The following is a 12,511-nucleotide window of genomic DNA, read 5'->3' as shown; positions in this document are numbered from 1 at the left end:
ACGTGTTCGACGGGGCGCGGGGGCCGGGTCCGGTACGCCGTAGACTGGTGGATCGGCCCGTGCATCTGCGTCGAAGATCGGTCTGCATCGAAGATCGAAGAAGGACCGGGCCCCCGCCCAGCCCCTGAAGTCCTCTCACGTACGGGAAGTCGCAACGTGTCGCTCACGATCGGAATCGTCGGTCTGCCGAATGTCGGCAAGTCGACCCTGTTCAACGCCCTGACCAAGAACGACGTGCTGGCGGCCAACTACCCGTTCGCCACGATCGAGCCCAACGTCGGCGTGGTCGGCGTCCCCGACGAGCGGCTCACGAAACTGGCCGAGATCTTCTCCTCCCAGCGCGTCCTGCCCGCGACCGTCGACTTCGTCGACATCGCCGGCATCGTGCGCGGCGCCTCCGAGGGCGAGGGCCTGGGCAACAAGTTCCTCGCGAACATCCGTGAGTCCGACGCGATCTGCCAGGTCATCCGCGCCTTCAAGGACGAGAACGTCGTCCACGTCGACGGCAAGGTCTCGCCCAAGGACGACATCGAGACGATCAACACCGAGCTGATCCTCGCCGACCTCCAGACCATCGAGAAGGTCCTGCCCCGGCTCCAGAAGGAGTCCCGGATCAAGAAGGACATCGCCCCGAAGGTGAAGGCCGTCGAGGAGGCCCAGGCGATCCTGGAGAAGGGCGACACGCTGTTCTCCGCGGGCATCGTCCAGGGCTCGGGCAACGAGGAGCTCCTGCACGACCTGCACCTGCTGACGACCAAGCCCTTCCTCTACGTCTTCAACGTGGACGAGGACGAACTGGTCGACGAGGACTTCAAGAACGAGCAGCGCGCCCTGGTCGCCCCCGCCGAGGCGATCTTCTTGAACGCCAAGCTGGAGGCCGACCTCGCCGAGCTCGACGAGGCGGACGCGATGGAGCTGCTGGAGTCGGTCGGCGCCGAGGAGCCCGGCCTCGCCACCCTCGCCCGCGTCGGCTTCAACACCCTCGGCCTCCAGACCTACCTCACGGCCGGCCCCAAGGAATCCCGCGCCTGGACCATCAAGAAGGGCGCCACGGCCCCCGAGGCGGCCGGCGTCATCCACACCGACTTCCAGAAGGGCTTCATCAAGGCCGAGGTGATCTCCTTCGACGACCTGGTGGAGACGGGGTCGGTGGCGGAGGCCCGCGCCAAGGGGAAGGCGCGGATGGAGGGCAAGGACTACGTGATGCAGGACGGGGATGTGGTGGAGTTCCGCTTCAACGTCTGACCACGTCAAGCACGCAGGTCAGAAGGGGCCGACGCCTCCCGGGCGTCGGCCCCTTCGGCTTTTCTCGTGCCGGTCGTGCGTCGTTCGGAGTCTGGATCGCCGTCGCCGGGGTGGAGTCGGACGAGGAGGCCGCCGTCGACGGCAAGGGCTCTGTCACCCGCGACGGTGATCGCCGTGACGAGGGAGACCTTGTCGGCGAACTGGTGTCGCACGTCTGATCCTTCGTGCCCGGTGGCGGCGCCTAGTGCGGGGCGGGCAGGTCGACCGGGTAGTCGGCGCCTGTGTCGGCGGACGCGGAGACGGCCTGCCATGCGGTGGCTTCGGCGACCTGGCTGCGGGAGTAGTTCAGGGCCATGTCCGCGGCACCGGCGCCGAGGAGCAGGTGGCTGGGCACGGTGTCGGCATGGACCATGCGTACGAGGATGTCGGCGGCCCGGTCGGGGTCGCCCTGTGCGGCACCGCCGCCGCGCAGCAGTTCTGCCATGGCGCCGACGGTCTCGCGGTACTCCTCGGGCACGTCCTCGACCCGCATCGAGGCGCCGGCCCAGTCGGTGGCGAAGCCCCCCGGCTCGACCACCAGGTAGCGGATCCCGAACGGGGCGGTCTCGGCGGCCAGGACGCGGGTGAAGCCGTCGACGGCGAACTTGGCCGCCTGGTAGGAGCCGAGCCCGGGAGTGTGGCCGACACGGCCGCCGATCGACGAGAACTGGATCACGATGCCCGCGCCCTGCTTCTTCAGCAGCGGCAGCGCGGCCCGGGAGACGTTGTAGACGCCCCAGAAGTTGGTCTCGAACTGCTCGCGGAAGTCGTCCTCGTCCGTGGTCTCGACGGGGGACAGGTTGGCGTAGCCGGCGTTGTTGACCACCACGTCGATCCGGCCGTATCGCTCGGTGCCCGCCGTGAGCGCGGCGTCGGCCGCCGCGGCGTCGGTAACGTCCAGGGCCACCGGCAGCACGCGGTCACCGTACTTCTCCGTCAGGTCGTCGAGCTGTTCCGGTCGGCGGGCCGTCGCCACGACGTTGTCGCCCGCTTCGAGTGCCGCGGTGGCCAGGGAGCGGCCGAAGCCGCGGGAGGAGCCGGTGATGAACCAGGTGCGCGTCTGCGGAGTCGGCCGAGTGATCTGGGTCGTTGAAGTCATGCTTCTAGTGCAACACGGTTTCACTAATATCGCAACGCTGTTTCGTTAAACCTGTATGCTGGCACCGTGACCGGCCCTGATTTCGAACGTGCCCGCAGCCCGGGGGCGAAGCGCGCCCGGCGGGAGGCCATCCTGGCGGCGGCCGCCCGGCTCGCCACGGCGAGGGGCGTACGAGAGACGACCGCGAGCGCCATCGCCGACGAGGTCGGTATGCACAGGTCCGCGATGTCGCGCTACTTCGAAACGCGCGAGGACATCTTTCTGGAGTTGGCAGTCGACGCCTGGGACGAATGGTCGGCGGCGGTGCGCGGCGAGTTCGCGAGCATCGCGGCCCGGGCCGAAGGCGCCTGTCGTCAGGAATGGCACCGGACCGCGCACGAGATCGCCGCCGCGATCGCGCACTCGCTGGTGTCCCGCCCGCTCTTCTGCGACCTGCTGGCACACACACCGCTGAACCTGGAACGCAATGTCTCACTGGACAGGGTCAAGGCGTTCAAGGTCCGCGCCATCGCCGTGACCGCCGACGTCGGTTCCGCTCTCCGTGCGGTCACACCGCTGCGCTTCGACCAGGCCCACAGCGTCGTCGCCACCGCGACCGCGATGGCCGGAGCGATGTGGCAGATGGCGGCCCCTGGCACAGAGCTGCGCGACTTCTACGCCTCCGAACCCGAACTCGCGCACGCAGTCGTGGACGTCGGGCCACGGCTGACCGACATCGTCGGTGCCCTCCTCACCGGCTACGCCGCCCGCCCGACTCCGCCCGAACCGACCCACCCACCTCGATGCAGGAGACAAACATGACGAACACCAAAGTCGCACTGGTCACGGGGGGTTCCTCCGGAATCGGCGCGGCAACGGCCCGGGAGCTGCACGCACGCGGCTTCACGGTGTACGCCGCCGCGCGCCGGCTCGAAAGGATGCGGGAACTGGCGGACAGCGGGATCCGGACGCTGTACATGGACGTGACCGACGACGACTCCCTCACCGGCGGGGTCAAGACCATCCTCGACGAGGCGGGCCGGGTCGACGTCCTGGTCAACAACGCCGGGTACGGCTCCTACGGCGCACTCGAGGACGTCCCGATCGACGAGGGGCGGCGTCAGGTCGAGGTGAACCTGATCGGCCTGACCCGGCTGATCCAGCTCGTGACCCCGCACATGCGCCGGAACGGATCCGGGCGGATCATCAACGTGTCGTCGGTCGGCGGCAGGTCCGCGGCACCCTTCGGCGGCTGGTACCACGCCACGAAGCACGCGGTCGAAGGACTCAGCGACTCCCTGCGGCTGGAACTCAAGCCCTTCGGCGTCGACGTGGCCATCATCGAGCCGGGCGCGATCGACACGGAATGGGACGACATCGCCATCCGCCACCTGCTGGAGACCTCCGGCAGCGGCGCGTACCGGGCCGCGGTCCACTCGCACGCCGTCTTCCTGGAGAAGGCGTTCCGGCGCGCGTCGAGCCCCCAGGTCGTCGCGGACGCGATCGCCCACGCGGCCACGGCCGCCCGCCCGAAGATCCGCTACACGGTGCCCCGCAGCGCGGCCGTGCAGTTCTTCGTCAAGCGGTTCCTCTCCGACCGGACCGTCGACCGCATCACCATGTCCGTCAGCCGCTCGATGGGGAAGGGCGACGGAAAATGACCACGGAAGCCGACCCGGGGAACCCCAGGGCCCGGGCCGTGGTTCAGGAACTCGGCGGCTCGGTGACGTAACCACGCAGCAGCGCGGTGAGGACGTCGGTGAGCTGTGGGGCGACGTCGACCACGGCGTGGGCGAGTTCGGGGCTGCTCTGGTAGAAGCCGCGGAGTTCGGTACCCGGCGCCGCCATCTGCCAGAGCGCGCCCGCCATGGCGACGGCGGTGGAGACGGTACTGCCACCCTGGTGGGGGGTGATGGGCAGTGCCTTGCAGAGTGCTGTGCCGATCGCTTGGACCTCGGCGATCGCCCCGGTCTTGAAGGAGCGGACCGCGTCGAAGGAGACGCCGCGTTCGAGGTTGAGCGGGGTGTGTGCGAGGAGGTCGCAGAACACCGGACGTGCGACGAGCGTCTCGGCGAGGATGCCTGCCGCGGTGGAGATCTGCTCCTCGGAGTCCGAGGTGCCGGCGTCCCCCAGCGGGCCGAGCCGCTCGCGCACCGCCTCCGACCATTCCGCCCAGCCGCTCGCCGACAGGCGCAGGAAGATCTCTTCCCTGGTCTCGAAGTAGCGCAGCATCGCCGATTTGTGCATGCCCACCGCTGCGGCGATGTCCGTGAGCGTCACCTCGCGAATGCCGTGCTCGGCGGCCAGTCGGGCGGCCGACTCGAGGATCGCCGTCTGTCGGATGCGCTTGGCCTCAGCGCTCCGCGCGCGCTCGAACCGGGGTGAGGTCATCCCCTCAGCGTAATGCCGGGCGACCGGGGAGATCCGAACCCTCAGGGGCGGTGGACGACGTCGGAGCGCGAGCTGAGGAAGGTGGCGACCGGGGTCGGCGGCGAGCGGCCCGGCCGGTGCGTGATGTTGCGTGAGCGGCGTCGGGTGGGCACGTCGCGACCGTTCAGGCGCTATCTGCCCGGCCGGGTCGGGAACCATGAGATCCCCGCGTACGCCGACGAGGAAGGCGTGAACCCGCAGCGCCGCACGGAGACGTACGCCGAGGTGGAACTGGAACTGGACAGCTGGCGCTGGGCCGGGACGACCTTCCGGCTCCGCAGCGGCAAGGCACGGGAGCGTGACCGCAAGGAGGTCGCGGCGCGTTTCCGGTCCGTTCCTCACCTGCCCTTCGGCCACGGCGGGGAGGCAAAGCCCAATGTGCTGCGCTTCGAGTTGGAGCCGGAGGGGATGATCCTGGACCTGACGGGCATCGGTTCCGCGACCCACCTCCTCACTCCGCTGTCGCTGACGGCCGAGATGGATCCGCCCGACCTGCCGGCCTACGGACGGCTCCTGCTGGATGTCCTCAAGGGCGATCCGGCGCTGTCCATCCGTGGCGACGAGGCCGAGGAGGCATGGCGGGTCCTCGCGCCCGTACTCGACGCCTGGGAGAAGGATCTGGTCCCGCTGGAGGAGTATCCGGCGGGCTCGGACGGCCCGCCGCCACGCGATCCGTACGCGGTCGGCCGGCTGCGCGACGACCTGCTCCGCGAAGGGACGGCCGCGCCGGGCGACCTGTGACGACCGCCCGCTCGGCGAACCGGCACCGCCCACCGGGCTGCTTCGAGCCGACGCGCGGCTCGCGGCTGTGCCGACCGATCCACGGCCCGGGTCGGGAATGCCCACCGCCCCCGGCAGGGGCCGCGCACGCGAACCCGCCCGACACCTCGCCCGGCCGAGGGGTGGCAGGATGCGGGGACGCGGTGAGAGGGGCGAGAGGGGCGGGGCGCGATGGGCCGGAGCGAGCGGGAGGCGGTGGCCGGGGGGCGGCGGCTGTACGACGCGGCGCGGGCGGTGGTCGACGACCACGCGCGAGCCGTCGAAGCGGTGCGTGTGGCGCTGAAGCCCCTCCACGACGACCTGGCGCGGCGCGAGCTGGACGCCATCCCGGTGGCCCGGCTCAAGGACCTCACCGAGGGCAGACTGCGCCTGGGCGAGGTGGAGAAGGGCGGGTTCCGTACGGTCGGGCAGGTCCTCGACGCCGGCTCGTACCGGTTGCGCCAGCTGCCCGGGGTCGGACAGCAGACGGCCGACCAGACGGTGGCCGCCGCCCGCCGGATCGCCGACGCGGTGCACGACACCATCGCCGTACACATCGACGTGGACCGGCCGGAGCCCAGGACCACCGCGCTGGTCGCCGCGCTGAACGTCCTGGTGGAGGCGGGCCCCGAGGCACGCCGGGCCCTCGACACGGCCCGCACCCTCACCGAGCGGCTCGACCCCCTGCTCGCCGAGGCGGCGCCGACGTCCGGACGCCTGCGCATGCTGCTCGCGGGCCGGGGCGGACGGGAACGGGCGCTCGCAGCCCTGACCGAGCTCCGTGCGCTGACCGAGCGGGCAGACCGGGACGACGTGCCGCACCTGCTCGCGCAGGCATCCGTCGACCTGTTGCGCCGCCCGGAGTCCGACGTGGCCGCCCTGGTCGACTTCGAGCTCCGTTCCGCCGAGTACTACGGGCTGCTCGCCGAGCTCTCGGGCCGCGCCCCCGACCCGGCGGCGGCCGAGGGCTTCCTGCCGGACGAGGTGGCCGAGCGGGTCAGGAATCAGACGCTCGACGACACGCACCGCCGGGTCTCCCTGCGCGGCTACCAGGCGTTCGGCACGCGATTCGCCCTCGCCCAGCGCCGGGTCATCCTCGGCGACGAGATGGGGCTCGGCAAGACGATCCAGGCGATCGCCGCGCTGGCGCATCTCGCCGCCGAGGGGCAGAGCCACTTCCTGGTGGTCTGCCCGGCCAGCGTGCTCATCAACTGGACCCGGGAGGTCGAGAAGCGCAGCGCGCTGCGCGTCACCCCGCTGCACGGGCCCGACCGGCAGGACGCGTTCGCCGACTGGAAGGGACGCGGCGGCGTCGCGGTCACCACCTTCGACGCGCTGCGCGGCTTCCCGGTCCCCGGCGGTGGCGAACTGGGCATGCTCGTCGTCGACGAGGCCCACTACGTGAAGAACCCCCGGACCCGCCGCTCGACCACCGTCTCCGAGTGGGCGGCGCACTGCGACCGCGTGCTGTTCCTCACCGGTACGCCCATGGAGAACCGCGTCGAGGAGTTCCGCAGCCTGGTGCGCATACTCCAGCCCGACCTGGCCGGGACCGTCGACGACCACGACGGGGTGGCCGGTTCGAAGGCGTTCCGGAAGGCGGTCGCGCCGGTCTATCTGCGCCGCAACCAGCAGGACGTCCTCACCGAACTCCCCGCGCTCCAGCACACGGACGAGTGGGAGGAGCCCAGCGCACCGGACGAGGAGGCCTACCGCGAGGCCGTGCGCGCCGGCAACTTCATGGCCATGCGCAGAGCGGCGTACGCGCGGCCCGAACGGTCGGCGAAGCTGGAGCGGTTGCGCGAGATCGCCGGGGAGGCCGCGGAGAACGGGCTGAAGGTCGTGGTGTTCTCGGCCTTCCGCGACGTACTGGCCGTGGTCCACGAGGCGCTGACGGACGCCCGGAAGCAGCGCACCGACGCGGCCCACGGCGGGGTCCACGGGCCGATCTCCGGCAGCGTGCCGCCGGCCCGCCGGCAGCAGCTCGTCGACGACTTCGCCGCCGCGCCCGGCCACGCGATCCTGCTCGCGCAGATCGAGGCCGGCGGCGTGGGCCTCAACATGCAGGCCGCCTCGGTCGTCATCCTCTGCGAGCCCCAGCTCAAGCCGACCATCGAACACCAGGCGGTCGCCCGCGCCCACCGCATGGGCCAGGTCCGCTCGGTGCGCGTGCACCGTCTGCTCTGCACGGGCGGCGTGGACGAACGCCTGGTGCGGATGCTGGCGAACAAGTCCCGCCTGTTCGACGCCTACGCCCGCCGCAGCGCGGTCGCCGAGTCGACCCCGGACGCCGTCGACATCTCGGACGTCGGCCTGGCCCGCCTCATCGTCGAGGAGGAACAGGCACGCCTCTCCACGACCCCACCGAGCCACCCGGAGACCCCGGAGCCCGCGACCGAACATGCGTGAACGCCCCCGGACCACGCATCCCCCGCCCGGCCGCCCGACACCATCTCCGCGCGCGTATGCCCGCACGAGGGCCGATGAGCCGAAGCAGCCAGAGCCCCCGAGCCCCCGACGGCCCCCCCCGCGTGCGCGCCCCCACCGGCTCGCATCACCCCCACCCGACCGCCCGCCGACACGCCTCCGCATACGCCCGTACCAGTGGCCGCCGCCCGTCCTCACGCCGCCAGGCCAGCGCGTAGCGGCTCGGGGACAGGCCGCGTACCGGTCGGGTCACCACACCGCCCAGGCTGATCAGCGGAGCGTTGCCCGTGGCCACCAGGCACACCCCCAGGCCGGCGACCAGCGCCTCGTACGTCTCCTCCGTGCCCGCGATCTCCGCCCCGATGCGCGGCAGGCGCCCGCCCCGCTCCTCCAGCGCCAGCCAGTAGTCGCGCAACGGCCCGGCGCCCGCCGGCAGCGCGAGGAAGGGTTCGTCGAGGAGTTGCGTGAAATCGACCTCCGTGCGGGCGGCCAGCGGATGGGCCTCGGGCAGGGCGACCAGACGGGGCTCCTCGGCGACCACCGTCCAGGCGTACCGGTCCGCGTCCGGCAGCGGCAGCCAGACGAAGGCCACGTCGGCGTCGCCGTCCGCGAGACCCGCCGTCGGGTCCTCCCAGCTCACCTGCCGCAGCCGCAGGACGGTGTCCGGGTGGGCGGCGGTGAAACGGGAGCGGATCGCCGGCAGCAGGCCACCGCGCCCCGGGCTGGTGCTCATGCCCACCACCAGCGTGCCCCGGGCGACCGCCCGCGCGGCCTCGAGCGCCGCCGCCCCCTCCGACCAGGCATCGAGCACCCGCCGGGCATACGGCAGCAGCGCCGCACCCGCCTCGGTCAGCGTCACGCCCTGCGGATCACGCCGGAACAGCGCCACGCCCAACTGCCGCTCCAGCGCCCGTACCTGCTTGCTGAGCGCGGGCTGGGAGACGTAGAGCCGCTCGGCCGCGCGGGTGAAATGCAGTTCCTCGGCCACCGACACGAAGTAGCGCAGGTCCCGCACATGAACGTCCATCGCCATAACCATCGGTTATCAGCGCGGGTCTTGGACGGGCAACTCCATTCCGCAGCAGGCTGGTGAACGTAAGGCGTCCGGACTACGAGGGAGCGGCTGTCATGAACAAGGTTTGGCTGATCACGGGTGCGAGCAGCGGCTTCGGGCGGGCCATCGCGGACGCGGCGCTCGCCGCGGGCGATGTGGTGGTGGGTGCGGTACGGCGTCCCGAGGCCCTGGAGGACCTCGTGGCCGCGCACCCCGACCAGGTGGAGGCGCTGCGGCTGGACGTGACCGAGACGGGGGCCGCCGAGGCCGCCGTACGGGATGTGATCGCCCGGCACGGGCGGATCGACGTGCTGGTCAACAACGCGGGCCGCACCCACGTCGGTGCCTTCGAGGAGACCACCGACGACGAGTTGCGCGAACTCTTCGAGGTGCATGTCTTCGGCCCGGCCGCCCTCACCCGCGCGGTGCTGCCGCACATGCGGGAGCGGCGCTCCGGGGCGATCGTGCAGATGAGCAGCATGGGCGGGCAGATGTCGTTCGCGGGCTTCTCGGCGTACAGCGGAACGAAGTTCGCGCTGGAGGGCCTGTCCGAGGGGCTCGCGGACGAGGTCGCGGAGTTCGGCGTCAAGGTGCTGATCGTGGAGCCGGGTTCCTTCCGGACGTCGCTGTTCGAGACGGGGCGGCGGGGGAGCAGCACGGACAGCGGGCTGTACCCGAAGGTGAGCCGGACCCGCGGTGTCGTCTCCGGCGGCGACGGCACCCAGCCCGGTGACCCGGCGAAGGCGGCGGCCCTCATCCTGGCCGCGCTGGAGTCCGAGCGGACCCCGCTGCGACTGCCGCTGGGCGACGACGGCATCGACGCCGTACTCGGTCACCTCGACCAGGTACGCGCCGACATCGCGGCCTGGGAGAAGCGCACCCGCGCGACCACCTTCGACGACTGACCGCTCGGGGGCATCCCTCAATCCGTCTCGTCCTCGCGGTACGGCTCCGGGTCCGTGACCCAGCCCGCCGCGAGGACGAGCCGCGTGTGGCGGTGCAGGGCGAGGAAGCCGAAGGGGCGGTCGAAGGTGGCCTTGACGGTGGTGGTCACCCAGCGTGCGGCGGCCGGAGCACCTCCCGCGACCGGCCGGAACGCCGTCACCGCGGCCGCGTGGAAGCCCAGTGGGCCGAACCGCGCCATCGTGGACTGCCGAGCCGAGCCGATGGCCAGCGGGAAGTCGCTGACGCCGGGGAAGTGGCCACGGCTCGTGTCCAGCGCCGTCGTCAGGCCGAAGACGCGGTGCAGCTCCAGCAGGTCGTGCTGTGCGCGCAGGTCGAATGCCACCGTCGCCACGTCCAGGGTTCGCGGCTCGGGGCTGGATCTGCGTTCCTCGACCACGCGCAGACCCGGCCCCACCTCCCCGTGGGGCAGCTGAGGCCCCGGCACCACCGGATGCCTGCGCGCCAGGATGTCCACCCCGGCCGCCAGCACCTCCGCGGGCGTCATTCCCTCCTCGCCGAGCAGCAGATGCACATCGATCGCGCTGTCGCCCAGGACCTTCAGCTCGGTGACGTGACCCGTCGGCGTGTCCGCGACCCCGATCCGGTCCAGCAGCTCGCTCCGTCGGCGCAGCCCGATCAGCGTCCGGTCGTTCCAGGGCCCGGCTTCCGGCGTCATGGGCAGGTCCACGAAAGGGCTCAGCCACTCCGTCCGCAACGCCAGCGCACTCGCCAGCACCATCTCGGTGTCGTCGTCCGGCAATACGGGCATCTCCTCGATCAGCCCACCCGTCCACTTGGCGGCCCACGCGTCCAACGCGCCCTTGTCGACCCCCAGATCCCCGGTCAGCACTCCGTGCGTCTGAGCCGGCAGCCCCGCCGCCCACGGCTCGCGCAGCTCCAGCGTCCGCTTCGTCCACAGCCCCAGCGCCGAGTCCAGCCCCCGCATCGCCCCCATGGCGTGCAGCAACTCCCGTGCCGCGCCCGCTGCTTGATCTGCCGGGAGACCCACCGCGTCGGCCAGTTCCGCCCGTGCCGTACCGTCCGCGCCGTCCGCCAGGAAGGCGAGCAGCGGCCACACACCCGCCGCCGAGAAGACCGTGCCGCCCTCCGAGGCCCCCGCCCACCGGGCGGTCAGCTCGTTCACCGCCCGGATCGTCGCATTCGTCACCGGCATGCCCATCCCCCTCGCCCCCCGCTTACGATTCGCCCAGTCGTACGCCCGTTCCCGCCGCCTGAACCAGGAGCACGGTACCCGTGTCCATACCTCCGCCTCCCGGACCGCACCAGCCGCAGGGGTTCCCGGAGCAGGCCCACGGGCCGTCCGTGCAGGGCCCGTTCGCGCCGCCGTCGCCGCCGTACGGCTACCACCCCTACGGTGGCTACGGCCCCTACGGCCGCCCCGTGCCCGTCAACGGAGTCGCCATCGGGGCCCTGGTCCTCGGCATCCTGTGTTTCGTGCCGGCCGTGGGACTGGTGCTGGGCCTGATCGCGCTGGCGCAGATCAAGAGGAAGGGCGAGCGCGGCAAGGGGATGGCCGTCGCCGGATCCATTTTGTCCTCCGTGGGGCTGGTGCTGTGGGCGCTGGCGCTGTCGACGGGCTCCGCCTCGGACTTCTGGGACGGCTTCAAGGGCGCGGCGAGCGGCGACGGCACCGCCTACGCGCTCGCCAAGGGCGAATGCTTCGACTCGCCGACGGGCAACCTGGAGGGCGACGCGTACGACGTCGACGTGGTGTCCTGCTCAGGCCCGCACGACGGCGAGGTCTTCGCGGCGGTGACGCTGCCGGACGGCGACTTCCCCGGTGACGACGAGGTCAGCCGGACCGCGGACGACAAGTGCTTCGCGCTCCAGGACGGTTACGCCATGGACACCTGGGCCGTGCCGGACGACGTGGCGGTCTACTACTTCATCCCGTCCCGGCAGAGCTGGCGGTTCGGCGACCGCGAGATCACGTGCCTGTTCGGCAGCACGAAGGAGAACGGCAGGCTGACCGGCTCGCTGCGCGCCGACCCGACGACGCTCGACACCGACCAGACCGTCTTCCTGTCCGCGGTCAACGCCGTCGACACGGCGCTGTACGAGGAGCCCGAGGACTACCCCGAGGAGGACCTCGCGGTCAACCGCGCCTGGGCGAAGGACGTTCACGCCGTGCTCGGCGAACAGATCGAGGCGCTGCGCGGGCACAGTTGGTCGGCGGACACCAAGGGGCCGGTCACCGACCTGATCGAGGAGATGGAGGCCGCCCGCAAGGAGTGGGCGCGGGCGGCCTCCGCGAAGGACGCGGACACGTACTACGCGCACTACGACAACGGCTACGAGTACGTGGACGGCCCCACCACCGTCACCGCGCGCGAGGCTCTGGGCCTGGAAACCACCGTGCCGACGTACGAGGACGACTCCGGCAGCGGTGACGAGAGCGGAAGCACGGGCGGTTTCGATGTGTGAGCCGAGGTGTGAGCGGGGCTATAGCGGGGAGAAAGTGCCTGCGTAAAGCCCCCGGCGGGCACAAGTCATCACATCGAGTGATTCTCTGG

The 12,511-nt window shown here is 71.5% G+C and carries 12 protein-coding genes; 7 read left to right on the top strand and 5 right to left on the bottom strand.

Annotated features, from left to right (window positions below; all coding sequences use genetic code 11):
* Positions 1-156 precede the first annotated feature (156 nt).
* On the top strand, positions 157-1,245 hold the full coding sequence (ychF, locus tag ACIQWG_RS20140; RefSeq protein WP_404097387.1) for a redox-regulated ATPase YchF: 1,089 nt from the start codon (positions 157-159) through the stop codon (positions 1,243-1,245).
* A 5-nt stretch (positions 1,246-1,250) separates the two neighbouring features.
* Here the strand turns inward: ychF and ACIQWG_RS20135 are convergent, their stop codons facing one another.
* Both ACIQWG_RS20135 and ACIQWG_RS20130 read right to left on the bottom strand, forming a co-directional pair.
* Positions 1,251-1,457, bottom strand: a complete 207-nt coding sequence (locus ACIQWG_RS20135) for a hypothetical protein (protein ID WP_404097385.1) — start codon at positions 1,455-1,457, stop codon at positions 1,251-1,253.
* A gap of 29 nt (positions 1,458-1,486) precedes the next feature.
* Positions 1,487-2,383 (bottom strand): SDR family NAD(P)-dependent oxidoreductase, encoded by an 897-nt coding sequence (locus ACIQWG_RS20130; RefSeq protein ID WP_404097382.1) that lies wholly within the window; start codon positions 2,381-2,383, stop codon positions 1,487-1,489.
* Positions 2,384-2,449: 66 nt separating this feature from the next.
* On the opposite strand from ACIQWG_RS20130, the gene ACIQWG_RS20125 reads away from it, so the two are divergent.
* On the top strand, positions 2,450-3,184 hold the full coding sequence (locus tag ACIQWG_RS20125) for a TetR family transcriptional regulator (protein WP_404097379.1): 735 nt from the start codon (positions 2,450-2,452) through the stop codon (positions 3,182-3,184).
* Positions 3,181-4,023 carry an oxidoreductase gene (locus ACIQWG_RS20120; RefSeq protein ID WP_404097376.1) on the top strand — a complete coding sequence of 281 codons (843 nt, stop codon included), beginning with the start codon at positions 3,181-3,183 and terminating at the stop codon, positions 4,021-4,023. The genes ACIQWG_RS20125 and ACIQWG_RS20120 overlap by 4 nt, the downstream gene beginning before the upstream one ends.
* 43 nt (positions 4,024-4,066) lie before the next feature.
* On the opposite strand, the gene ACIQWG_RS20115 is transcribed toward ACIQWG_RS20120, so the two are convergent.
* Positions 4,067-4,753 carry a TetR/AcrR family transcriptional regulator gene (locus ACIQWG_RS20115; protein WP_404097373.1) on the bottom strand — a complete coding sequence of 229 codons (687 nt, stop codon included), beginning with the start codon at positions 4,751-4,753 and terminating at the stop codon, positions 4,067-4,069.
* Between the two features lie 144 nt (positions 4,754-4,897).
* Between ACIQWG_RS20115 and ACIQWG_RS20110 the strand changes: the two genes are divergently transcribed.
* Together ACIQWG_RS20110 and ACIQWG_RS20105 are read left to right on the top strand one after the other, a co-directional pair.
* A complete protein-coding gene (locus ACIQWG_RS20110) occupies positions 4,898-5,533 on the top strand; it encodes a hypothetical protein (protein ID WP_404097370.1) in 636 nt (211 codons plus the stop codon).
* A gap of 210 nt (positions 5,534-5,743) precedes the next feature.
* Positions 5,744-7,960: a DEAD/DEAH box helicase gene (locus ACIQWG_RS20105; RefSeq protein ID WP_404097368.1), complete on the top strand. Its 2,217-nt coding sequence runs from the start codon at positions 5,744-5,746 to the stop codon at positions 7,958-7,960.
* Between the two features lie 145 nt (positions 7,961-8,105).
* Here the strand turns inward: ACIQWG_RS20105 and ACIQWG_RS20100 are convergent, their stop codons facing one another.
* On the bottom strand, positions 8,106-9,011 hold the full coding sequence (locus tag ACIQWG_RS20100) for a LysR family transcriptional regulator (RefSeq protein ID WP_404097365.1): 906 nt from the start codon (positions 9,009-9,011) through the stop codon (positions 8,106-8,108).
* 95 nt (positions 9,012-9,106) lie between these two features.
* Here ACIQWG_RS20100 and ACIQWG_RS20095 point away from each other — a divergent pair, with 95 nt between their 5' ends.
* Positions 9,107-9,937, top strand: a complete 831-nt coding sequence (locus ACIQWG_RS20095) for an oxidoreductase (RefSeq protein WP_404097363.1) — start codon at positions 9,107-9,109, stop codon at positions 9,935-9,937.
* 17 nt (positions 9,938-9,954) lie between these two features.
* Here the strand turns inward: ACIQWG_RS20095 and ACIQWG_RS20090 are convergent, their stop codons facing one another.
* A complete protein-coding gene (locus ACIQWG_RS20090) occupies positions 9,955-11,151 on the bottom strand; it encodes a serpin family protein (protein WP_404097361.1) in 1,197 nt (398 codons plus the stop codon).
* Between the two features lie 80 nt (positions 11,152-11,231).
* Between ACIQWG_RS20090 and ACIQWG_RS20085 the strand changes: the two genes are divergently transcribed.
* Positions 11,232-12,422: a DUF4190 domain-containing protein gene (locus ACIQWG_RS20085; protein ID WP_404097358.1), complete on the top strand. Its 1,191-nt coding sequence runs from the start codon at positions 11,232-11,234 to the stop codon at positions 12,420-12,422.
* Positions 12,423-12,511: the final 89 nt, after the last annotated feature.

Source organism: Streptomyces sp. NPDC098781 (genome assembly GCF_044759995.1).
Taxonomy (GTDB): domain Bacteria; phylum Actinomycetota; class Actinomycetes; order Streptomycetales; family Streptomycetaceae; genus Streptomyces.
The sequence above is the reverse complement of the archived record's forward strand: the minus strand, read 5'-3'. Positions and strand labels throughout refer to the sequence as shown.